At 71.4% G+C, this 22,550-nt stretch carries 23 protein-coding genes; 11 read left to right on the top strand and 12 right to left on the bottom strand.

What is annotated here, in order from left to right; translation table 11 throughout:
- Positions 1-34: 34 nt before the first annotated feature.
- Positions 35-985 carry an MsnO8 family LLM class oxidoreductase gene (locus tag RC2_RS06980; protein ID WP_068152706.1) on the top strand — a complete coding sequence of 317 codons (951 nt, stop codon included), beginning with the start codon at positions 35-37 and terminating at the stop codon, positions 983-985.
- Between the two features lie 2 nt (positions 986-987).
- On the opposite strand, the gene RC2_RS06975 is transcribed toward RC2_RS06980, so the two are convergent.
- The 6 genes from RC2_RS06975 to RC2_RS06950 are packed head-to-tail and all read right to left on the bottom strand — an operon-like array spanning position 988 to position 5,835.
- Positions 988-1,347, bottom strand: a complete 360-nt coding sequence (locus RC2_RS06975; RefSeq protein WP_068152703.1) for a VOC family protein — start codon at positions 1,345-1,347, stop codon at positions 988-990.
- Between the two features lie 12 nt (positions 1,348-1,359).
- Complete coding sequence (locus tag RC2_RS06970) at positions 1,360-1,851, bottom strand: SixA phosphatase family protein (RefSeq protein ID WP_068152701.1); 492 nt, start codon at positions 1,849-1,851, stop codon at positions 1,360-1,362.
- 36 nt (positions 1,852-1,887) lie between these two features.
- Entirely contained in the window at positions 1,888-2,673 is a 786-nt protein-coding gene (locus RC2_RS06965; protein ID WP_068152698.1) for a glycosyltransferase family 2 protein, read from the bottom strand.
- Entirely contained in the window at positions 2,670-3,671 is a 1,002-nt protein-coding gene (locus RC2_RS06960; protein WP_068152696.1) for a glycosyltransferase, read from the bottom strand. Before RC2_RS06960 ends, RC2_RS06965 begins: the two co-directional genes overlap by 4 nt.
- On the bottom strand, positions 3,668-4,756 hold the full coding sequence (locus RC2_RS06955) for a glycosyltransferase (protein ID WP_068152693.1): 1,089 nt from the start codon (positions 4,754-4,756) through the stop codon (positions 3,668-3,670). Before RC2_RS06955 ends, RC2_RS06960 begins: the two co-directional genes overlap by 4 nt.
- Positions 4,753-5,835, bottom strand: a complete 1,083-nt coding sequence (locus RC2_RS06950; protein WP_068152691.1) for a glycosyltransferase family protein — start codon at positions 5,833-5,835, stop codon at positions 4,753-4,755. Before RC2_RS06950 ends, RC2_RS06955 begins: the two co-directional genes overlap by 4 nt.
- A 212-nt stretch (positions 5,836-6,047) precedes the next feature.
- Here RC2_RS06950 and RC2_RS06945 point away from each other — a divergent pair, with 212 nt between their 5' ends.
- The 4 genes from RC2_RS06945 to RC2_RS06930 are packed head-to-tail and all read left to right on the top strand — an operon-like array spanning position 6,048 to position 10,536.
- On the top strand, positions 6,048-7,013 hold the full coding sequence (locus RC2_RS06945) for a WcbI family polysaccharide biosynthesis putative acetyltransferase (protein WP_068152690.1): 966 nt from the start codon (positions 6,048-6,050) through the stop codon (positions 7,011-7,013).
- A 38-nt stretch (positions 7,014-7,051) separates the two neighbouring features.
- Positions 7,052-7,999, top strand: coding sequence for a glycosyltransferase (locus tag RC2_RS06940; protein ID WP_245811009.1), 948 nt, complete (start codon positions 7,052-7,054; stop codon positions 7,997-7,999).
- Positions 7,996-9,339, top strand: a complete 1,344-nt coding sequence (locus RC2_RS06935; RefSeq protein ID WP_211266827.1) for a glycosyltransferase family 2 protein — start codon at positions 7,996-7,998, stop codon at positions 9,337-9,339. Before RC2_RS06940 ends, RC2_RS06935 begins: the two co-directional genes overlap by 4 nt.
- 12 nt (positions 9,340-9,351) lie before the next feature.
- Positions 9,352-10,536 (top strand): NAD(P)/FAD-dependent oxidoreductase, encoded by a 1,185-nt coding sequence (locus tag RC2_RS06930; RefSeq protein WP_068152684.1) that lies wholly within the window; start codon positions 9,352-9,354, stop codon positions 10,534-10,536.
- 6 nt (positions 10,537-10,542) lie between these two features.
- On the opposite strand, the gene RC2_RS06925 is transcribed toward RC2_RS06930, so the two are convergent.
- Complete coding sequence (locus RC2_RS06925; RefSeq protein WP_072681230.1) at positions 10,543-12,435, bottom strand: DUF222 domain-containing protein; 1,893 nt, start codon at positions 12,433-12,435, stop codon at positions 10,543-10,545.
- Between the two features lie 78 nt (positions 12,436-12,513).
- Entirely contained in the window at positions 12,514-13,125 is a 612-nt protein-coding gene (locus RC2_RS06920; protein ID WP_068152674.1) for a TetR/AcrR family transcriptional regulator, read from the bottom strand.
- 86 nt (positions 13,126-13,211) lie between these two features.
- On the opposite strand from RC2_RS06920, the gene RC2_RS06915 reads away from it, so the two are divergent.
- Together RC2_RS06915 and RC2_RS06910 are read left to right on the top strand one after the other, a co-directional pair.
- A complete protein-coding gene (locus tag RC2_RS06915) occupies positions 13,212-14,024 on the top strand; it encodes a hypothetical protein (protein WP_068152671.1) in 813 nt (270 codons plus the stop codon).
- 169 nt (positions 14,025-14,193) lie between these two features.
- Positions 14,194-15,567, top strand: a complete 1,374-nt coding sequence (locus RC2_RS06910; RefSeq protein ID WP_068152669.1) for a cytochrome P450 — start codon at positions 14,194-14,196, stop codon at positions 15,565-15,567.
- Here the strand turns inward: RC2_RS06910 and RC2_RS06905 are convergent.
- The gene (locus RC2_RS06905) at positions 15,479-15,961 is read right to left on the bottom strand and encodes a DUF1707 SHOCT-like domain-containing protein (protein ID WP_068152666.1); all 483 of its coding nucleotides are present in this window, start codon (positions 15,959-15,961) and stop codon (positions 15,479-15,481) included. The genes RC2_RS06910 and RC2_RS06905 overlap by 89 nt on opposite strands.
- A 95-nt stretch (positions 15,962-16,056) precedes the next feature.
- On the opposite strand from RC2_RS06905, the gene RC2_RS06900 reads away from it, so the two are divergent.
- Positions 16,057-16,587, top strand: coding sequence for a PadR family transcriptional regulator (locus RC2_RS06900; protein WP_068152680.1), 531 nt, complete (start codon positions 16,057-16,059; stop codon positions 16,585-16,587).
- Here the strand turns inward: RC2_RS06900 and RC2_RS06895 are convergent.
- Together RC2_RS06895 and aroQ are read right to left on the bottom strand one after the other, a co-directional pair.
- Positions 16,542-17,402 carry an acyl-[acyl-carrier-protein] thioesterase gene (locus RC2_RS06895; RefSeq protein ID WP_371828715.1) on the bottom strand — a complete coding sequence of 287 codons (861 nt, stop codon included), beginning with the start codon at positions 17,400-17,402 and terminating at the stop codon, positions 16,542-16,544. The two genes, RC2_RS06900 and RC2_RS06895, sit on opposite strands and share 46 nt — an antisense overlap.
- Positions 17,399-17,884 (bottom strand): type II 3-dehydroquinate dehydratase, encoded by a 486-nt coding sequence (gene aroQ / locus RC2_RS06890; protein ID WP_068152663.1) that lies wholly within the window; start codon positions 17,882-17,884, stop codon positions 17,399-17,401. Before aroQ ends, RC2_RS06895 begins: the two co-directional genes overlap by 4 nt.
- A 32-nt stretch (positions 17,885-17,916) precedes the next feature.
- Here aroQ and RC2_RS06885 point away from each other — a divergent pair, with 32 nt between their 5' ends.
- Complete coding sequence (locus RC2_RS06885) at positions 17,917-19,182, top strand: MFS transporter (RefSeq protein WP_068152659.1); 1,266 nt, start codon at positions 17,917-17,919, stop codon at positions 19,180-19,182.
- Here RC2_RS06885 and RC2_RS06880 read toward each other — a convergent pair.
- Positions 19,157-20,404, bottom strand: coding sequence for an MFS transporter (locus RC2_RS06880; protein WP_068152656.1), 1,248 nt, complete (start codon positions 20,402-20,404; stop codon positions 19,157-19,159). The two genes, RC2_RS06885 and RC2_RS06880, sit on opposite strands and share 26 nt — an antisense overlap.
- A 70-nt stretch (positions 20,405-20,474) precedes the next feature.
- Here RC2_RS06880 and RC2_RS06875 point away from each other — a divergent pair, with 70 nt between their 5' ends.
- Together RC2_RS06875 and RC2_RS06870 are read left to right on the top strand one after the other, a co-directional pair.
- Positions 20,475-21,545 carry a LacI family DNA-binding transcriptional regulator gene (locus tag RC2_RS06875; protein WP_211266826.1) on the top strand — a complete coding sequence of 357 codons (1,071 nt, stop codon included), beginning with the start codon at positions 20,475-20,477 and terminating at the stop codon, positions 21,543-21,545.
- A 63-nt stretch (positions 21,546-21,608) separates the two neighbouring features.
- On the top strand, positions 21,609-22,544 hold the full coding sequence (locus RC2_RS06870; protein ID WP_068152650.1) for a lysophospholipid acyltransferase family protein: 936 nt from the start codon (positions 21,609-21,611) through the stop codon (positions 22,542-22,544).
- Positions 22,545-22,550 lie beyond the last annotated feature (6 nt).

Here is a 22,550-nt window from a genome sequence, read left to right as displayed (position 1 = left end):
GAACAGGGTCCGGCTCGCGGTCGTTGCACCGACCGTGCTGGTGTCCCTTCTCGACCGCTCGCGCACGCGGGTGGACCGCTCGTCCGCCGCCGCGGTCGCGGACACCGTCGAGCGCGCCCGCTGGGCCGAGGCCGCCGGCTATCACCGGTTCCGAGTCGCGGAGCATCACGCGGTGCCCGGCATCGCGTCCGGAACCCCTGCCGTGCTGCTCGCAGCGATCGGCGCGGCGACCACCGCGATCGGCCTCGGCACCGCCGGGGTCATGCTGCCCAACCACACCCCTCTGCTGGTCGCGGAGAACGCGCTGATGCTCGAGGCGCTGTTCCCGGGCCGGCTCGATCTCGGCATCGGCCGCTCGCTCGGATTCACCCCGCCGATTCGGCGGGCCCTGCGCGCGGAGTCGGCCGACGGGTTCGCCGCGGATCTGTCCGACCTGCTCGGCTTTCTGCACGGCACCGGGTCCGTCACGGCGCAACCCGCGGCCGACCGACCGATTCCCGTGTCGGTGCTCGCCACCGGATCGGGACTCGAGGTCGCCGCGCGACTCGGACTTCCCGTGATCGTCGGGGGTCCCGCACTGGCCGACCCCGACCGGATCCGGACCTACCGACGCGCCTTCGTCCCGACCGAGACGACGCCCCGGCCACGGGTCACCGTGTCCGCGGACATCCTCGTGGCGGACTCCGATGCCGACGCGCGCGTGCTCGCTCTGTCCGAGGCCGTCGCCCTCGCCGAGTCGCGGCGCACGGGCGATTTCCCGCCGCTGCGGCCGGTCACCGAGATGCCGGAGCTCGGACCGCGGGCGCTCGAGGTGGCCGAGCGCACGCTCGCCGGCGCGGTGTTCGGCAGCCGCGAGACGGTCCGACGCGAGCTCGAGCGCCTCGTCGAGCGCACCGATGCGGACGAGATCCTATCCTCGGCCTCCACCTACGACCGCGCGGCACTCCGGGCCTCCGACGAGGCCCTGGTGTCAGTCCTCGCCTGACGTCAGGTGAGCTGCTGGTATGCCCACTTGTTGCCGTCCGGGTCGGCGAAGTGGGTGAACAGGCCCCACCCTTCGTCGGCGACCTCGGTGGCGTCGACGCCCGCGGCGACCAGCGCTCGACGGGCCTCGGCGACGTCCTCGACCACCGCGAGGATGTAGTTCAGGGAGCCGGGCTCGGCCTCGGTGATGTTGTGGCCGATCGCGATGGAGCACGCCGACCCCGGCGGTGTGAGCTGCACGTAGCGCATGTTCTCGAACGGGCTGGCGTCGTGGTCGGCGTGGAAGCCGATCCCGGTGTAGAAATCCTTGGCCCGGTCCACGTCGGACACCGGCACGATCACCAGCTGGATCTGCACGCTCATGGTGGTTCCCTTCTAGTCGACTCGCAGTGCGTGCCGGAGTGTGGCACGGGTCACCGACACGTCGGCCCACTCGCCGCGAACCTCCAGCACGGCGAGCGCCGACGTCGGGAAACCGGACCGCAACCAGGCGACCGCGGCGGGGTCGGAGTCCTTGTCCGCGAGTTCCAGAGCCGTGAACGGCACCCCGGGCGCGTGCCCGACCACCAGGAGCACCCGCACCTCGGGATCGGCCTGCGCGATCTCGCCGAGGATGTCGTCGGGGGACCCGCCGTAGATCGCGGACTCGAACCGCGTGGTCGCCGCGATGCCCGTCCGGTCCAGCGTCTCGCTGGTCCGGGTGGCGGTCGAGCAGATCACCGCGTCCACGTCGCCGACGTGCTCGCGGATCCAGTCACCGGCCGCGGCCGCCTGGCGTCGACCGCGCTCGTCGAGCGGGCGCTCGTGATCGCCCACGCCGTCCGGGTAGGAGGACTTGCCGTGCCGCATGAGGATCAGGGTGCGCATACGACGAGTAGACCAAAGTTCGGGCGCGCTCGAGCGCTACCGGTCGTGCGTCCTGCGCTCGAGTGTCGCGCCGTCCGGATCCCACGCGATCAGACCCCGTTCCGCGAACGCGGCGAGCCACCCGGTCATCGGCCAGCGGCCCCACCGCCGGTGGAACACGCGGGCGTTGACGACGATGTCGTCGAGGTGTTCGACCGGCGGAGCCGACACCGGATGCCACTGATGGAACGCGTGGGCGCCGCCGAGCCACTGCAGACGCGCGCCGCGCTCGCGAGCGGTCCACCCGAAGTCGGTGTCCTCGCCGCCGTAGCCTGCGTAGTCCTCGCAGAAACCCCCGAGGTCGGCCCACGTGGTCGCGGTGACGGCGAACGACAGCGACCAGAACAGGTCCCAGTTCTCCCCGGATTCGATCGTTCCCGCCGGGGGATTCGGCCGGGCCGCATGGGGATTCACGAGTTCCGGGAGACGGCCGAGGTCGGCGCCGCGCGGGAGGTAGGTGACCGGACCGCACAGCACGACGCCGTCGCGCACGTGCTCGGTGTACGACGCCACGAGGTTCGGTGCCGGAACGCAGTCGACGTCGAGGAAGATCAGCACGTCCGCGCCGGCGTCCAGCGCGAGCCGCGCCCCGGCGTTGCGCGCCCGCGCCAGAGGAAGCGCACCGTCGACCGGGAGGACCACGGTGGCGCCGGGAACGTCGGTATCGCCCATGGCGACGATCGTCCGGATGTCCGGTTGCACTGTGCCCGAGCGCAATCCGGCGTCCTGCGCACGCAGATGCTCGTGCCGTCCGGCGGCGATGGTGACGACGGCCGTCGTCACCCGGCCACCGACTCGATCGCGGCCGCGGCCCGTGCGGCGGCACCGTCGATCTCCGTCACCGTGCGGAGGTCGGCGGAGAGGGCCCGGGCGCGCCGGAGCAGGTCCGGCCACGCCGCCGGGTCCGGCCACGCGTCGAGCGCCACCGCGAGTCCGGCGCGGTCCAGAGCCCGTGCAGTGGCGCGCTGTTCGTCGAACGGGCGGTCCTCGGCCACCACGACGGCGGGTGCGTTCGCGGCCGCGACGTCGGCGACGGCATTCTGGCCGCCGTGGGTGACGACGACCCCCGCCGTGTCGAGGATCGGCCACACGTCGTCGACCCACGGCTCGCCGGGCGTGCCGACGCCCCGCCACGTCGTGTCGGGTGTCGCCGCACGCACCGCGTCGAGATAGCCCGCCGCGAGGGACGATCCACCTGCCCCACTCATCAGGACGGCGGTGTCGGGCACGCGGGGCCCCGTCGAGACGCGGTCCGCGACTCGACTGATCGATCCGGCGTACACGGTCTTGTCGGCGTGCTCGCGCAACCACTCCGGGTCGTACACGGTGCGTGACCACGGGGCGACGATGCGGTCCGCCAGCGTGTACGCGAGGCGGTGTGGGGCGTCGGTGCGCTCACCCGGCATCGCCAGGACGACGAGCGGAATCCCCATGAGCCGCACGAACGTCGACACCTCCACCGACACGTCGACCACGAACGCGCGCGGTCGGTGACGCTCGATCCAGGCGGCGATCGTCGCCATCCGTTCGGTGAGTCCCGGCACGCCGGTCGGAGCCCAGTGCAGTGCCCCACCGGCCGTGGTTCCCCGCGCGTCCGGCCCGGTATCCCTGTGCGTGGCCCACGCGGTATCCATCGGCACCGCCACCCACTGCGACGCCGACATCCGGTCCGGTGCGGGCCGCGACGAGAAGATCGTCACGTCGTCCTGCAGGAACGGGACGATCGACGACGCCCTCGCGAGATGCCCGACGCCGTGATGGTGGACGTAGTACCCGATCACGCCGGAACGGCGTCCCGCTCGTCCAGCATGTCCCGGTAGAGCGCGAGATACGAGTCGACCATGGTGGTGTCGGAGCACACGCGCTCGGCGCGGGCACGGGCATCGCGGCGCGACAGGGTCGCCGCGGTCCGCATCGCGTCGGCCAGGCCGACGACGTCGTCGGCCGCGACCAGAACGCCGCAGGTGGGGTCGACGATCTCGGGGATCCCGCCGCGCCCGAACGCGGCGACGGGTGTGCCGCAGGCGAGGGCCTCGGCCACGACCAGCCCGTAGGGCTCGTCCCACTGCGGGGTGACGACGGCGACAGCCGCTCCGCCGACGAGGTCGGCGAGCTCCTTCTGCATCAGGTGCCCCTCGTAGATCACGTCGGCTCCGAGGCGCGGTTCGACGACGGTCCGGAAGTACTCGTCGTCGCAGGCCGGTCCGGCGATGCGAAGGGGATAGCCGGCGCGCACGGCAGCATCGATGGCGGCGTCGACCCCCTTCTCGGGAACGAGCCGCCCGGTCCACACCGCGTAGTCGCCGCCCGCACCCACGGGCCATCGATCGAGCGCGATGCCGTTGGGTACCACCGGGATGTGTCCGGCGACGGGGGTCCACTGCCGACCGGTGTAGCGACTCACGGCGGCGTAGCGCGTGTCGGGATTCAGCGGCACCGCCGCCGCCGACTCCAGCCACGCCAGGGGCGGGGTGTGCAGAGTCGTGATCATCGGCGTCGGCACCGTCGACGACATCGCGATCGGCAGGTAGTGGAGGCTGTGATTGTGGATGACGTCGAACGAATTCCGCAGCCGCCCGGCCAGTTCCAGCATCACGGACAGGTAGGCGTGGTGCTCGTGGACGACCCACGACGGACCCATGTGCTCGGTGCGCGCGTCCGGGCTCAGGGTGAAGGTGTGCACGTCGATCACGTCGTGCGGCGAGTCGATGGAGGAGCCGTCCGCCCCGAACAGGCTCACCCGGTGACCGCGCGCGGTGAGCGCGCGAGCGAGGTGCCAGACGTGCGCTTCGAGACCGCCGGCGAACGGTTGGCAGATCGGGAAGCGCGACGACCCCAGCAGGGCGATGCGCAGCGAGTCCGTCATGCGGGTACCGCCGCGGCGTCGCGGCCGGTCACCCCGGTCAGAGACGAGTAGAGGGCGGCGTGCTCGGCCCGGACGGCGGCGAGCTGGTGGCGTCGGAACTCGGCGAACGACGCGTCGAGGACGGGTCGACGCAGAGCATCGCCCACCGCGGCGTCCAGCGACTCGGGGTCGAACAGGTCGGGCCCGAACGTGAACGTGGGGCAGGGGAACTGGTCGCCGAAGCATCCCGTGTCGGGCACGATCGGCACGACGGCGAGGTCGCGGCAGGCCTCCATCCACCCGGAGTGCGTGCCGAATCGGTAGGGCAGGACGGCGACGTCGATCTCCGAGAGGTACTGCCAGAGTTCGGCGTCGGTGAAGCGCCCGTGGACACGCACGTCGACATCGGGGTGAGAGGCGAAGGCCAGCAGGCGTTCACCGCGCTCCGGCGCGTACCAGTGACTCGTGTGGTCGAAGAGGGCGTCGTCGAGGTCCAGCCGCACGACGGCGCCGCGTGCCGACGCGGCTGCGACGAGTGCGGGGACGACGGCTTCCGGATCGAGGTTGGCGCGCAACGTCTTCGCGTGAACGCCGATCACCGGCGTCGCCGATCGCCGGCGGTCGACCGCGGCGATCAACTCGAGCGGGGCGACGTGCGGATGCGGTGTGACCGTGGCCGACCGGCCCCACCGTCGTTCGATCTCGCGGGCGGCGGCCGTGGTCAACGTCAGGACGGCGTCGGCGGCCGGCACCAGCACGTCGAGCTGCCGACGGTGCAGGTCGGCGTCCGCGAAATGCGGGTTGTGCAGGTCGTGCACGGTGAACACCAGCGGGGTCGCCGACTCGCGCAGGATGTGCACGATCTCGGCCAGCCGCTCCGGAGTCGCGGCATCGAAGCCGAAGTGCAGGTGCACCAGATCGATGTCGTCGATGCACGCGCGCAGGTAGTCCGGGTCGAGCAGGCGCGGCGGCCACCACTGGTCGGGGGTGGTCGCATCGATCGGACGCGGGTCCGGGAGCAGCCGGACCGACGGGTCACCGGTCGGGGCCACGCCGGCCGCGTACGGGTGGGCGGCAGGTATCGAGGCGACGGCGATCACAGGCAGGGGTCATCCTCTCGGGGGCGAGCACGCGCGCGGAATCCCGAGAGACCGGTGTCCGTCGCGCACGTACGTTCAGCAGCGCGTCGGGCCGGCTGGTTGGACCTCGACTGATTCAGGATGCCCCGGGGGGGCTCGGTTCAACCCGAGAGGTCCGGTTCGTCACCCTCGGGAAGGTTCGGACGCCCCCCGGGCGGGGTATGCGGCGTCCCATGGCCACCCCCGCCCGACCCGGATCCAGCACCGGCGATCCGCCGGACGGCAGGACCCGTCACTACGGCCACTTCTACGGTCTCGACGACGTCCCGACCGACCGCCCGCTGTGGATCGTGCTGGGAAACTGCCAGGCCGAGGCCCTGCGGGTGGTGCTCGACACGGTGTCCGACGCGCCCTTCACCAGCGTCCGGATGCCGCCGGTGCACGAGTTGACCGAGTCCGACGTCGCCCACCTCGAGGCGCTGGCAACGCGCGCGCAGGTGCTCCTGGCCCAGCCGGTGCGCAGCGGCTACCGCGACCTGCCGATCGGGACCGACGACGTCGCCGCGCACCTGCCGGACGGCGCCCGCGTGCTGCGGTGGCCCGTCTTCCGCTACGCCGGGCTGTTCCCGTTCCAGGCGATCGTGCGGGACCCGGCGGATCCGTCGCGGGATCCGCCCGTCGTGCCGTACCACGATCTGCGGACCGTTCGCGCCGCCGCACTGGGCCTGTCCGAGACGGACGACTGGGACGTGCCGATCGACGACGAGACGGTGCGTTGGATCGCGGACCGCAGCCTCGCCGAACTCCGTCGACGCGAGAGCGCGGCCTGCGACGTGACGATCTCCGACGCCGTGCCCGGGTACGGCGCGGCTGCAGCGCACACGATCAACCACCCCGGCAATCCGGTGCTGATCGAGCTGGCCACCCGCATCCTGCGCGCGTTGGACGTGCCGGCCACCCCGACCGATCCCGGGCGCACACTGCTCGATTCGGTCCACACCCCGTTCGATCCCCGCGTGCTGTCGGTGCTGGATCCGGAGGCGCCGCCGACACTCGACTGGACCGTGCACGGCGAGACCCGGTCCGCGGACGAGGTCCACCGTGCCCAGTTGCGCTGGTACGCCGAGCATCCCGCGGTGATCGACGCCGCCGTCGACCGGCACGGCGACGTGCTGGCCCGACTCGGTGCGACGCGGTGATCGTCACGCAGGTCATCGTCGGGCCCGATGAGCACGGAGTGGTTCAGTTCGCCCATCGGATCCACGACGCGGTGGTGGGCGTCGGCGGCGACTCCGTGCTCGACCGCCACCTCGACACTCCCGCCCCGCAGGCGATCTCGGCGTCGGACGTGGTTCATCTCCACGTCACCGACCGTCTCTTCGGGTCTCCCGCCGACCGCGCCGCGGAGTCGGTGTCGGCCGTCGTGGACGCGGCGCGGACCGCAGGAGCGCGAGTGGTGGTCACGCTGCACGACGTCCCGCAGCCCTCGGACGGCCGCTCGGTCGAGGTCCGCACGGCGGCGTACCGGCGAATCGCGGAGAGCGCCGACATCGTGGTGGTGAGCAGCGAGCACGAGCGCCTGCTGATGGACGAGGCGGGAATCGAATCCGCTGCACTGGAGGTGATCCCGCTCCCCGTCGCCACCGGCCGGGCGGACCCGGTGGTGTCGCCCGGGACGGTCACGGTGGGCGTGCTCGGATTCCTCTACCCCGGCAAGGGGCACGTCGAGGTGGCTGCCGCGCTGCCGCCGGGCGCGGAGTTCGTCGCCCTCGGGCGACCGTCGCCGGGTCACGAGGACCTGGTGGACGATCTGCGGGCCGTGTCGCCGTCGGCCCGCGTCACGGGTTACGTGGCGGACGACGATCTGCCCGCGGCCCTGCACGCGGTGACCGTGCCGGTGGCCCATCACCGCCACCTGTCGGCCTCGGGGTCCATCGTCACGTGGATCGAGCACGGTCGGCGCCCCCTCGTGGTGGCGGGGCGGTACACCCGCGAGTTCGACGCGAGGTCGCCCGGAGTGGTGACGCTCTACGAGGAGGACGACCTGGCGGACGCGCTCGCCCGTGCGACGGCGGACCGGGCCTCGACGTGGATCGACGCCGGCGTCCTGGCCCGTCCGACGGCCGACGAGGTGGGCCGGGCCCATCTCGACGTCTACCGCGCTGCGCTGCGGGTCGGGACGTGACCGACGCGCGGAACGTGGCCCTGTGGCGAACACCGCAGGGCACGACGGTGCCGGGAAACCGCTGGGATCTCCTCGACGGAGTGGACGCCGCCGCGGTGTCGGTGAGCGTCGTCGTGCCGTATTACCGCCAGCAGAACCAACTCTCGATGGTGCTGGCCGCTCTGGAACGGCAGGACTTCCCGCGCGACCGACTCGAGGTGATCGTCGCGGACGACGGATCTCCCGAACCGCCGCAGGTGGAGTGCGGGATCCCGGTCACCGTGGTGACACAGGAGGACAGGGGTTTTCGTGCCGCCGCCGCGCGGAACCTCGGCGCCGCCGCCGCGACCGGTGACGTGCTGTGCTTCCTGGACGCCGACACCGTCCCCGAACCGGGCTACGTGCGCGCCCTGGTCCGCCTCCCGTCGCTGATCCCGGATGCGCTGACGGTCGGTCGTCGTCGGCACGCGGACCTCACCGCCCTCGGGCGGCTCCCCGAGCCCGGTGACCCGCTGCTCGACGAACCCGGGTGGCTTCTCGACGCCTATGAGCGCTCGCGTGACCTGCTCGATGCCGACGACAGGTCCTACCGCCACGTCATCAGTGCCGTGATGTGTTGTCGTCGAACGTTCTTCGACGAGGTCGGCGGTTTCGACGAGTCGTTCACCAGCTACGGCGGAGAGGACTGGGAACTCGCCAACCGTGCGTGGCTGGCCGGCGCGGTCCTGGCGCACGTGCCCACGGCCGTCGCCTGGCACGACGGGCCGGACTGGGCGGGACGGCCGGACGACCGTCGTCGGGACGCCAAGAACGGGGAAGCCATGGCGCTCGCCCCGCTCATCACCGACCCGGCAGCGCGTCGTCACGGGGTGCGTTACGCGGTGCCCGACGTGACAGCCGTCGTCCACAGCGAGGGGCACACGGCAGCGTCGTTGATGGTGACGGTGGGCTCGATCCTTCGACACGGGGACGTGACGGTGTGGGTGGACGGCGCCGAGGCGTCGTCGTTCGTCGGGACGTGGGGGATCGACGATCCGCGGGTGCGGGTCGGATCGCCCACCGCCGCGGACACGGCGCGCAGCCGATTCGCCGTCGAGGTCGGGGGCCGCGCGGTGTTCGGCGAAACGGCGTTCGAGCTGCTGGCCGGGGTCGGCGCCGGCGGCTCGGTGCGGTGCACTCTGCCGGACGGCGCGTTCGTCGTTCACGAGACGTGGCGCGCGCGGAGACGCGCCCGGCGCTGGGCGCCCGCGCTCGGGGTCGACGACGGGACCGCGCTGGGTCTGCTGTTCGGATCCCACACCGTCGACGGGCACGCCGTCGACGTGACCACCGGGCCGCTGCGCCCCGATCTCTCCTGGTGAGGACATTCTGACATGACCCCCTACTCGTACGACGTGGTCGTGATCGGTGGCGGCAACGCCGGACTCTCGGCGGCGGCTCGCTGCCGGAAGAAGGGCATCGACTCCGTCGCGGTGATCGAGCCGCAATCGGTGCACACCTACCGGCCGCTGCTGTCCTACGTGGGCGGCGGGCAGGCGCGGTTGCCGAGTGCGCAGCGCGGCCAGGCGCAGGTGACGCCGCGCGGGGTGACGTGGCTGCAGGACTCCGCGGTGTCCGTCGACGCAGCGTCGAACACCGTCACCTGCGCGTCGGGCATGACGGTGACGTACCGCGATCTGATCGTCGGACCGGGGTTGGTGCCCGATCACGACGCGCTGCCGGGTATCGACGCCGCACTCGCGACGGAGTCGGTCGCGAGCAACTACCTCGACGAGGCGACCCGCACCTGGTACCTCACTCGGACGGTGCGCGACGGCGGTCACGCGGTGTTCACCGTGCCGCGCCCGCCCGTCAGCTGCACCGGCACGACGGTCAAGCCGCTGTTCCTCGCCGCGGCGCACTGGGCGAGCATCGGACGGTCCGTACGCACGACGCTCGTGGTCGACCGCGAAGGCATCGTCGGGGTGCCCGATCTCGACGTCCGGCTCGAGTCGGCGCTGCGCGAGCTCGGGGTGACGGTGCTGCGGCGCACCGCCGTCACCGCGCTGCACCCGGACCGGAAGGCGATCCAGGTGACCGGTCCGGGCGGTGCCGAGACCCTCGACTACGACATGCTTCATCTGGTGCCGCCCTACCGGGGACGCGCGTGGGTCACCGAGTCCGGACTCGCCGGTGATGCGCCGCACGGTCTGGTCGACATCGACGCGCGCACGCTGCAGCACCGCCGCTACGCGAACATCTGGGCCGCGGGCGACGGGGCGGCCATCGACACCGATCCGTCCGGCGGGGGACTGCGCAAGCAGGTGGCGACGCTGGTCGACAACCTGCTCGCCGCGCGCCGGGGTGACGAGCTGGGCGAGTACGACGGCTACACCGTCGCACCGATTCCGGTCGACGCTCACCGGCTGATCGCGGCGGAGTTCGATCGCACGGGCACCATCACCTCCTCCATTCCGTCGTTCCTCGACCCGTTGAAGCCCCGCCGCCTCGCGTGGGCCGGCGACCGGTACGGACTGCCGTTCTCGTACTGGCACCTGCTGCTGAAGGGTCACCTGTAGACCCCGTCAGAACGGGGGTGGTGCGTCGTCCGGTTCGGGTGGTCGGATCCCTTTCAGGTTGTTGCGGAGTCGGTTGCGGTGGCGTTCCTGGCGTCGGCGGGCGTGTTTCTGCTCGGTGCGTGGGGCGGGTCGGGTGGGTTCGGGTTCGTCCGGTGTCGGGGTGCGCGGTGTCGGTGGTGTTTTCTTGCCGGCGCCGGGTGGGTCGCCGAAGACGATCATGTCCAGGCCGGGGTGGGTGTCGTGGCCGGTGTAGGCGGGTCCGAGGACGGTGCGGCCTTCGGGGATGGTGAACGTCCGGATGATGCGGCCGGGGTTGTCGGGGTCGGGGTATTGGTCGTCGACGAAGTCGCCGAACGTTTTCAGTAGGTGGTGAAACCGGCATTTCGCGCCCAACCCGGTCGCGGTGGTCTGTCCTCCTCGCTCGGGGTGGTGGTGGTCGTATTCGGTGATGTGGTCGAGGTCGCCGTCCCAGGCGGGTCGGGTGCAGCCGGGCCAGGTGCAGTACTGGTCTCGGGCGCGAATGTAGGTGTTCAGTGCCGCGGAGGGTCGGTAGGGGTCGGCGGGTTGCGTCGCCGGGAGTGGGGTGTCGGTGCCGTCGCCGAGGGGGCGGATGATCGCGGCGGTGTCGGCGGCGAGGTCGCGGATGTGGGCGCCGGAGACGATGCCGAGTCCGGCGATGTAGCCGACACCGTCGACCAGTTCGGGCTCGACGTCCGGAGCCTCGACCGCTGCAGCCTCGACCGCATCCTCATCCGTCGCCGCTTCGGCCGGAACGTCCTCGGCCGCGACCTCGTCGGTTGCGACCGCTTCCGCAGCAACTCCTTCGGCTGCAACGTCCTCGGTCGAGACCGCCTCCGCCGCAACGGCATCGGCTGACCGCTCCTCGACCACGACCTGATCGGCCGACACTCCCTCCGCGGCAACTGCGGTCGTGTCGGCGTCCCGAGTCCGTGCATGCGCGGCCGGCTCTGCCGCACCCTCGGTGGTGGTTGCGGGTACTGGTCCGGTGAGGGTGGTGGTGTCGGTGACGACGTGGATGACGATGCGTGCCGCGTTCGCCGCGACCTCGTCCGCATCGACCACGGTGAACGTGCATTCCGGTCGTGCGCAGTCGCAGCCGAACGGGGCGTGCTCGACGAGGGCGAACAGCGCGTCCGATGCCCGCGCTGTTTTGGTGCGGCTGTCGTGCCGGCAGACTTGTGCGGCGAGGCGTTCGACGACGCGGGCGACGATGGCAGCCTGTTCGGCGGACATCGTCGCTCCCACGGTTGCCATGCCGTCGAGTCCGGCTTCGGTGAAGAAGCACCGCCCCTTCAGGGCTTCCTCGCGGCGTTCGCGGACGGCGTCGGGGTCGCGGCGGTAGACCATCTGATCGCACAGGTCCCGCACCCGGCCCGTCGACCACGACCCCGGCTTGCGCAGGGCGGCGGCGATGTCGGCGTCCACCAGTCCTTGGTACGACCGGCCGTGGATCAACTCCGTGCGGGAGACGATGGTGCGGATGTAACTGGGGGAGACCACCCCGTCCCGCAGGCACTCGAACACCCGCGGCAGACGATCCCGGAGGGCGACGGCGTGGTCGAGGAGACGTTCGGCGACGTACTGGGAGACCGACAGGGCGGTGGCGATGCGGGCGGCGCACTGAGCGAACGCATCGACCGCCCGTTCGTCGCGGTCTTCCTCGGCGAGTACCAGGTCGGTGTGCAGGGCGGCGACATGTCGGTAGCGACGCCACTCCAGGTATCCCGCCCCCGCGCTGAGGTCGGCCAGGGCGTCGAGGTGTCCACCGACGGGGAGGTCGAACGAGACGGGCAGGCCCATCGCGGCATGGTCACGCGCAGCCCAGGCAACGCCCCCCACCTGCGCCGCGTCCACCGCGTCGACCCCCCGATCGCTCATGTGTTCGATTGTATCGACCCCCACCGACACCCGCCGCTCCATCGACCGGAAACCGGGACACCAACTGCCGGAGCCTAATCAGTCCCGTCGGGTCGTGGCGACGAACAGTGCAGTGGCCGCGTCGACGATGTCGTCGATCTCCAGGTCCCGGGTGCCTTCGAGTCGCGCGAGCAGCAACTCCGTGCACGCTCCGACGAGCATCATTCCGGCCAGTTGCCGCTGAGACTCGACCACGGCTCGCGGTCCCCAGATGGTCAGTGCGGCCGCGGACACGAAGTCGACCACCCCGGCCAACGTGCGGTGTCGTTGCACGCGCAGCTCGGCAGACGCGATGGACTCGACCACGGCGATGCGACCCTTGCGTGGATCGTCGAGCAGCAGCGTCACCACGGCGGTCAATGCCGCCCGGACTCGCTCGATCTCGGATCCCTCGGTGGTCTCGAGCGCGCGTCGGGCGGTGTCACGCACCTCGTCGGCGAGGGCGTCCACCACGGCGACGACGAGATCCGCCTTGCCCGAGAAGCTCTCGTAGAAGTAACGCTCCGTCAGACCGGCGGCGGCGCAGACGGCGGTCATCGTGGTGCGGTCGGTCCCCACGGTTCCCATGAGTTCGCGCCCGGCCGCGAGGAGCGCGCTGCGTCGCGCGGCGATGCGGGAGTCGGCGCCCTGGCCGCCGTACGAGCGTGGCACGCGCCCAGTATGCCGCCCACGGACGAGTCCGGTCGGGCCCAGCCGCCGCCAAGTGATCACCAAGCGCGGTCCCGCACCGTTCCTTCATGACCATCACCTCGTCTCTCCTCACTCGTCTCAGCGCGGTCGGCGTCGTCGTCGCCTTCGGCTTCAATCTCACCGGCGGTCTGCTGCACCCGGTCGTCGACGGCAACGCGCACTCCGTCGAGTCCCTCACGTCCCCGGCGGGACCGTGGTCGGCTGCGCTGCTGCTGACCGGCACCGTGCTGCAACTGATCTCGTTGCCCGGCGTCTACTCCTGGTTCGCCGCGCGCGCCGGCGTAATCGGACTCGTCTCCTTCGTCACGCTCTACCTGTCGTCGATGCTGGTGTCGATCACGCACTTGTCGGTGGAGGCGTTCGCGACGTACGCCCTCGCGAGCAATCCGGACACCGCCTACCTGGTGCCCGCGGACGGATCTCTGTTCCCCGGCGCCTTTCCCACGATGCAGGCCATCAGCGGCCTGGTGTTCATGCTGTCGATGGTGGTGTTCGGCGCGATCCTCGTGCGGACGCGTGCCGTGCCGGTGTGGATCGGCGCGGTCACCGCGGTCGGTGGCCTCATCCTGCTGTTCCCGTGGCCCGAACTCCCCGGTGTCAGCGGCCTCATCGTGGAGCTCCCGCGCGGTCTGGCGTTCGCGGCCATCGGGGTGATGATCCTGCGCTCCGGCCGGACGTCCGGCGTCAGTCCGACGCGTCGAGATGCTCCCGCCTCCGCATCGCCCTGCCGGTCCGCGATCTCCGCGAGCGCTTCGGCCACCGGTCCCGAATGGAGCGACCCCGAACCCAGCCCCGGGCCGGCACGGCGCACTGGCCGCGCCCGCCGAGGGTCACGGCGCGTCCGTCGACCGCCGCGGTGAGCGGTCCGAGCACGCTCACCGTCACCCGAGGAGGTGGGGGTCGGTCGTTCATGGCACCGGTCAGCGTAGGGGCTGCGCCGGTCGGGAGTCGGCTGATCGGCCCTTGACGACCCGTCCAGATGTGACGCACACTACATCTGACAGATCACCCTGTCAGATTGGAGCCGTCATGGCCCACCCCCTCGCCGCCCCGCCCGTCGGAAGTGGTCTGCGCCCCGTCCCCGGTGGCCGGTCCATTCCCTGGATCGGCGAGACGTTGCGCTACATCCGCGATCCGCTCGCCCTCTGGAACGCGCAGTACGAGGCGTACGGCCCGGTGTCGTGGACCGTCATGGCCGGGCGGCGGGTCGTCACCGTGCTCGGGGCCGACGGTTGCGAACAGGTCATCGCCAACCACGACAAGGCGTTCGGCAACAAGGACGCGTGGCGACCGCTCATCGGTCCCTTCTTCGACGGCGGCCTGATGCTGATGGATGCCGGCGAGCATCGCAAGAACCGCCGACTGCTGCAGCAGGCGTTCACCAAGGAACGGCTGGCCGACTACACCGCCACCATGCATCCGCTGATCGAGCACGCGGTGCGAGAGTGGCAGCCCGACAGCGACTTCCGGGTCTATCCGGCCACCAAGAACCTCACGCTGGGCCTCGCGACCGAGGTGTTCATGGGCGGCGTCGATCCCGACGACGACCGACTCGACCGCGTGAACGCCGCCTTCGTCGACTGTGTGCAGGCGGCCACGGCCCTCGTTCGCGTGAACGTTCCGGGTGGGCGGTGGCGGCGGGGTCTCCTGGGGCGGCGGTACCTGGAAGCTTTCCTGCGCGACTACCTTCCCCGACGCCGTCGAGGCTCGGGCACGGATCTGTTCTCCGTGCTGGCGCGACTCGAGGACGAGAACGGCGACCGCTTCTCCGACGACGCGATCGTCGACCACATGATCTTCCTGCTCATGGCCGCGCACGACACGTCCACCATCACCGTCTCGACGATGGTCGACCAGTTGGGGCGCCACCCGGAGTGGCAGGAGCGGTGCCGGGAGCAGTCGCTCGCCGTGGGCGACGACGTCACCGACCCCGCGGTGCGGGCACAGCTCACCGACCTCGCCGCGGTCATGAAGGAGTCGCTGCGGATTCTGGCGCCCTTGCCCACGATGGTCCGATGGACGGTGCGGGACACCGAGATCCAGGGGCACTTCGTCCCGGCGGACACCATGGTGGCCACCACTCCCCACTGGACCCACCACGACGCGACGTGGTGGCCGGATCCCGAACGGTGGGATCCGTCGCGGTTCGACGGCCGCCCACTCCCGCACAAGTACGCCTGGCAGCCGTTCGGCGGCGGCGTGCACACGTGCCTCGGTCAGTTCTTCTCGCAGATCGAGATCGTGATGGTTCTCCACCACCTGCTGCGCCACTTCACCTGGACGGTGCCGAACCCGTCGGCCACGCCCATCGACTTCACCTCGCTGCCGTACCCGCGGGACGGGCAGCCGATCGACCTGCGTCGGCGAACCCGGACCGGCAGGACCACGCCGGCAGCGTCGTGACGCCCCGACGCGCGGCGACCGTCGCGCCGACGGTGTGGACCGCGAGCACCGCACCCCACGGCCCGAGCACCCACACCGGCCACGGGTAGTGGAACTCGCCCGCCGACAGGCAGATCGCGAGGTAGACGGTCAGGCAGATCGAGTTCACCAGCGCCCAGTGCGCCCAGGCGGCGGCGAGGACCGTACGCACGCGGACCGGTCGCGGCGGCGCCGGTGGCAGATCGCGCAGCAGGGCGTCGACGTCCCCGCGGTCGGTCGCGGCGACGGCGGCGGCCGAGCGGCGGTCGAACTCGTCGAGGGTGAGCCGTCCGTCGCCGACGGCAGCGGCGAGGGTGTCGAGGGTTCGGCCGATTCGGTCGTCCAGGTCCGTCGGGGAGGGCAGCGTTCCGGTCATCGGGCACCTCGTTCCGGGAGACCGTCCACTGTGGACGGTGAAACCCAGCCTGCACCGTCCACAGTGGACTGTCAAGATGTGGGACGATGGCCGGCATGGCCGACCCTGCCCCGATCGATCCCACCGCGGCGTCGCCGCTCAATCCGACCGCGGCGTCGTTGCTGGGCTTCCTCCACCACGGCCCCCAGTCGGGGTGGGATCTGACGGTGACCGCGCAGGAGTGCATCGGCGGCTTCTGGTCCGTCACCCGATCGCAGGTCTACCGCGAACTCGCGGGCCTCGCTCGGGCGGGCCTGGTGCGGGAACTGCCCACCGAGGCGCGGGACCGCAAGCCGTACGACCTCACCGACGCCGGCCGAGACGCGTTCGCCCGGTGGATCGCCGAGCTGCCGGGGCCGGAGGTCATCCGTCACCCGCTGCTGCTGTTCCTGTCCTTCGGCGACCACGTGCCGTCGGCTCGGCTGACCGAGGCCATCGAGCAGCACCGCACCGCCCACCGCGAGAATCTCGCGCGCTACCGGGCGTCGGTCGAGCTCGTCACCGACCCCTACGCGGCCGCGACGCTCGATTTCGGTATCTCCTACGAGGAGATGGTGCTCGCCTGGCTCGACCGATTGCCCTGGTAGGCGAGCACCCGCGCGAGGGTGCGCACCGTGCCGTCGACGAGGAACCACACGGTGATCGCGTCGGTGTCCCCGTCGCGGTGTCGACGGTGCCGCAGCGTGATCGCGTCCCCCGCGACGATGGGACCGAGGTACTCGATGACGGCCCGGTGCGGCCCGCCGGTGACGGCCGCGACGTCCGGCGTCGCCGCGAGCACGTCCTCGACGGCCTGCCAGTACACGGCGTTGTTGACGTGGTCGAACGCGTCGAGATCCGTCGCCCGCAGCACGAACGTCCGGTCTTCCGCCGACGGTTCCGGCGCCGCGTCGCGCATCCACTGCTTCCAGCGCAACCGGTGCTCGTCCGTCGTGCGCGAGAGGAGGGCGATGCCCTCGTCGGAGATGCGGGTGGGCATGCCCGACGTGATGGACACCGAGATCCAGAAACCCTCGGTGCGGATGAGCGCACCCTTGTCGCCGGTGATGTCGACGCGCATGTTCGACCACCGCGTCGAGAGTCCGGAACACCAGCGGCGCAACGTCACTCGCTCCGGCCACACCGACGGGCGCACCACGTCGATCACCGTGCGGCGCACGATCCAGAACGGATCGGTGTCGCCCAGGCCGGACGCGTCCAGATTGTCGGAACCGATGTCCTGCAGGTACCGCGCCACCGAGTCGTACCGCAGTCGGTTGGCCGTGTCGACGTCCCCGGCTCGCACCGGCCACGCCGTCTCGAATCCCTCGCCCGACGGCGGCGGCGGAGTCAGTTCGTAGGTGGCGGCAAGGGACACAGCGGGGTTCGGGGACACAGCGGGCTCGGGAGTCGGGGCGCTCACGCGGCGTCACCGCGCGGACGCTCGCCGGAGTGCAGGTGCCGGCACAGTTCCTCGACGGCGTAGGCGTATCCGCGGATGCCGCAGCCGGCGATCACCGACGTCGCGATGGGCGAGACGTAGCTGTGGTGCCGGAACTCCTCGCGGGCGTGGACGTTCGAGATGTGCACCTCGACGACCGGGACCTCCGGGATCACCAGGGCGTCCCGTAGCGCCACGGACGTGTGGGTGAGCCCGCCCGGATTGATCACGATGCCCCCGACGGTCCCGCGGGCGCCGTGGATCCAGTCGATCAGCTCGCCCTCGTGATTGGACTGCGCGGACTCGATCACCACCCCGTGCGGTTCGGCGGTGCGTCGGCACAGCGTCACGACGTCCGCGAGCGTGTCCGATCCGTAGACCTCGGGCTGGCGCGTGCCCAGCATGTTGAGGTTGGGGCCGTTGAGCACCAGGATCGTGCGGGGGAGCCGCGCACCGTCGGTCATGGGGCCGAACTCTACCCGGGACACTGAGCGACATGCGTGCATGGATCGTCTGGGGAACCGGTGTCCTCGCCTATGCCGTGGGGGTGTTGCACCGGACGTCGTTCGGGGTGTCGGGTCTCGATGCCGCGGACCGCTTCTCCGCCGGCCCGTCCCTGCTGTCGTCGTTCGTGGTCCTGCAGGTGGTGGTGTACGCCTCCATGCAGATTCCGGCGGGCGTCCTGCTCGACCGCGTCGGCTCGCGCGCGATGATCGTCGGCGGTGCCCTGATCATGGCGACCGGCCAACTGGCGCTCGCCCTCACCGAGTCCCTGCCGGTCGCCGTCGCGGCGCGGGCCGTGGTCGGGGTGGGTGACGCGGTCACCTTCATCTCGGTGCTGCGTCTGGTACCGCAGTGGTTCGGCCCGCGGCAGGTGCCCGTGGTCTCGCAGCTCACGGGCATCCTCGGGCAGTTCGGGCAGGTGCTCTCGGCAGTGCCCTTCGTCCTCGTGCTGCACGACGTCGGCTGGACCGCCGCGTACGGCGCGGCGTCGGCGAGCGGAGTGCTCGTCGCCGTGGTGGTGTTCGCCGTGGTCTCGAACGCCCCCGAGGGGGCGCAGGTCACCGGACCTCGAGTGACGTTCGGGGACACGATGGCCTCGATCCGCACGGTCTGGTCACGGCCCGGGACGCGCCTGGGCTTCTTCTCCCACATGGGCACGCAGTTCTCCATCACGGTCTTCGCCCTCATGTGGGGTGTGCCGTTCCTGACGTCGGCGCAGGGGTTGTCCTCGTCGACGGCCGGCGCGCTGCTCACCGTGTCGGTGGTGTCGGCCATCGTCGCCGGCATCGTGGTGGGGATGCTCAGCGGCCGCTATCCGATGCGGCGGTCCTGGATGGTGCTGGCGATCATGGCCTCCAACGCCGTGATGTGGGGCATCGTGCTGGCGCAGCCGGGGCCGTCGCCCCTGTGGCTGCTGGTGCTGCTCATCGTGGTGATCTCCGTCGGCGGTCCGGGGTCGGCCATCGGGTTCGACTACGCGCGCACCTTCAATCCGTCCGTCGCCCTGGGGACCGCCCAGGGCATGGTCAACATCGGCGGGTTCCTCGCGTCGTTGCTCGTCATGCAGGCCATGGGCGCGATCATCGACGCGTTCGGCGGCTACGGCGTCGACGCGTTCCGGGTGGCGTGGTCGACGCAGTACGTCGTGTGGATCGTCGCCGCGACGGGCGTGGTGATCTGCCGACGCAAGGCGCGTCGGGCGTCGGGTGTCACGCCCCGGACCCTGCGGGAGGTCAGGGCACGGATACGGGGGCAGTAGCCGGCGTCGAGGCTCGTGCCGGGGCCGGGAAGGCCGATCGTCCGGCGACGACGGCGACCGTGGCGGGAATCAGGACGGCCACGGCGAAGACCAGGACCGCGACGATCGACAGCGCGTCGACGAGTCCGCCGCCGATGAGCGCGCCCGTGGCGATACCCACCTGGAACGTGACGACGTAGACGGCCGAGTAGGCATCGGCCGATCCGGCGGGTGCGGAGTGCAACACGGCGGACTGGATGCAGACGGGAATCGTCGTGAAGGCCAGCCCCCACAGCGCGATCGCGGCCACCGCCAGCACCGGGGTGGCTCCCGTCGGGACCGCCAGCAGGAGCAGCAGCACACCGACCGCGGCCGTCACCGTCGCGAGGACCACCACGGACGACAGCCACGGCCGACGGTCGTACGTGCGGCCGATCAGCCAGATGCCGACCACGCCGGCCAGGCCGTAGACGAAGAGCATCACCGACACCGTCCCGCCCGTCGATCCCAGTGCGCGCTCGACGATGAGGGCGAAGTAGGTGTAGCCCGCGAAGTGGCCGAGCACGGCCAGCAGGGTCACGCCGCACAGCAGGATCAACGCAGGAGCGACGCGGGCGCGACCGCCGCCCGGGCGTCGGTCGGCGCGCGGAGCGGAGGGGAGGGTCGGGAGCAATCGGGCGAGCGCCAGCGTGATGATCACGCCGATCACGCCGAGGGTGGCGGCCGCGGCGCGCCACCCCGCCCACTGACCCAGTGCGGAGGTGAGCGGATTGCCCGCGACCAGCGCGAGCGACGTGCCCGCGTAGACCAGGGCTATCGCCTTGCCGCGACGTCCCGGCACCACGAGCGAGGCCGCGACGGGAGCGACGACCGCCCAGAACACTCCGTGGGTGGCCGCGCAGATCAGGCGCGCGGCCACGAGCATCGGGTAGCCGACCGCGACGGCCGACACCAGCTGGGAGACGGCCAGGGCGGCCGCGGTCCCGACGACGACCGTGCGTCGATCCCACGACCGGACGGCGGCCATGAGCGGGAGCGTGACCACGGCGACGGCGTAGGCGTAGAAGGTGAGCAGCAGGCCGACGGCGGCCTCGCTCACCCCGAGATCGCCCGACATCTCCGGCAGCAGTCCCACCGGCAACGTCTCCGCGGTGACGTAGACGAAGGCCGTCGCCGCCAGGACCAGGAGAGCGGGGGTGGAGGACCGCTGCGCACCCTCGGGCGCGGAGGAACCGGTAGGCATGTGTGTAACGATACACAGCGCTCGGAGCAGCACCGACGAGGGTCACCGAAGGACCGGTACAGTCGACGCGATGTCCGATTCCCGACCACCCGATCCCGGAACCGCACCATCGGATCCGCGTCGTCGCGCGACGACGATGGCCGACGTCGCGGCGGCCGCGGGCGTGTCGGTCATGACCGTCTCCTATGCCTTCGGCCGGCCGGACCGGGTCTCCGACGAGACCCGGCAGCGCGTGTTGGCCACCGCGGACGCACTCGGCTACTCCGGACCCCACCGCGGCGCGCAGTCGCTCCGCCGCGGCCGCACGAACGATCTCGCGGTGGTGCTCACCGAAACCCTGGCGTTCGCCTTCGACGATCCGCACGCGCGCCGGTTCTTCTCCGGGATCGCCGACGCGTGCCTGGACACCGACACCGGCCTCGTCCTGCTGCCGAACGCGCGCGACGGCGTCGCGGTGCACCGGGTCCGCGATGCTGCCGTCGACGGCTACGTCTTCTGGACGACGGTCACGGGCGATCCCGCGCTGGCCGCCGCCGTCGCGACGGGTCGGCCGGTCTGCGTGCAGGGCGGGCCCGCCGACGCCGGGGCGGCGGTGGTCACCATCGACGACACCGCAGCGGCCGAGTCGGTGGCACGGGAGGGACTACGCGGTGCCCGACGACCCATGATCCTGTCGTTCCCTGCCGATCGTGGCCGGCGTCGGGAGGTCGTCCACGGCCCCGATCCCGATCGCGTCGCCTTCCCCGTCACCCGCCACCGACTGCGCGGCTACCGCGCCGCGGCCCGGGCCGCCGGTCTGTCGTGGGCGGACATTCCGGTGGTGTTCGGTGCGGGCAGCTTCCGCGCCGAGGGGCGGCGCGCCCTGACCGAGTATCGGGACGTCCACGCGCCCGACGCCGTTCTCGCCATGAGTGACGAGCTGGCGCTCGGGGCGATGGTCGAATTGGGTCCCGACGTCGCCTCGGGCGCGGTGTCGGTGGTGGGGTGGGACGACTCGACCGAGGCCGCCGACGCCGGCCTGACCACCGTGGCGCAGTCGCTGCACGAGCAGGGTCGCATCGCCGCGCGCATCGCACTGGGCTCCGAGGTCGACACGACGGCGCACTGGACCGTCGTCACCCGCACGTCCACCCGATCCTGACCGGTCACCACGCATCGCCGAACCCTCCACGGCAGCGGCTCCCCGCGGGTAGGTTCGCCCGTCATGAGCGAGAGCAACGGACGCGACACCGAGGTGGCGGATCAGGCCGAGCGTGTCGCCGCCGCCGCGCGCCTGCACATGAAGGACAAGCGGGCCGCGCAGTCGGGTGGTCTGTCCGGCGTGGTCGCGTCGCGCGCGGGCGACTGGGATCTGGACGATCAGGACGTCGAGCAGATGCGCAAGCAGGAGCGGTTCTGGAACCCGCTCGTGGACAAGTACTTTCGCATGGAGATCGACGGGTGGGAGAACATTCCCGACGCGCCCGTCCTCCTCGTCGGGGTCCACACGGGCGCACCGTTCGTGTGGGACGCCTGGACGGTCGGGGCGCAGTGGTGGCGGCGGTTCGGCCCGGATCGCCCCCTGCACGGCACCGCGCACGACGCGCTGATGGCCTTCCCGCTCATCGGAGGGCTCTTCCGGTCGATGGGAGTTCTCCCAGCCGCCCCCGATTCCATGGCGACCGCGCTGGCCGCCGGTCGCGACGTCATCGTGTGGCCGGGCGGCGAGGTCGACTCGCTCCGTCCGTGGCGTGACCGCGACGTCGCGACGCTCGCCGGGCGCACCGGATTCGTCAAGCTCGCCATCCGGTGCGGGGTCCCGATCGTGCCCATCGCCACCGTCGGCGGCGGCGACGCGATGCCGGTCCTCATCAAGGGGGACCGCCTGTCGCGGACGCTCCGACTCGATCGCATCGCGCGCCTGAAGGTCTTCCCCATCGCGGTGTCGCTGCCGTGGATCGTGGCGCCCGCCGCCCTCCCGCAGATTCCGTTGCCCGCGAAGATCCGCACCCGCTTCATGCCCGCGGTCACCGTCGAGCCGGACCTCGCGCTCGTCGACGACGAGGACTACGTGCAGGCCAAGTACGAGGAGGTCCGGCGGACCATTCAGGACGGAATGGATCAGCTGGCACGCAAGCGGAAGTGGCCGCTGTTCCGCTGAGCCGGT

It is taken from the genome of Rhodococcoides corynebacterioides NBRC 14404 (assembly GCF_001894765.1).
Lineage (GTDB): Bacteria > Actinomycetota > Actinomycetes > Mycobacteriales > Mycobacteriaceae > Rhodococcoides > Rhodococcoides corynebacterioides.
This window is presented reverse-complemented; position numbering and strand designations above follow the sequence as displayed.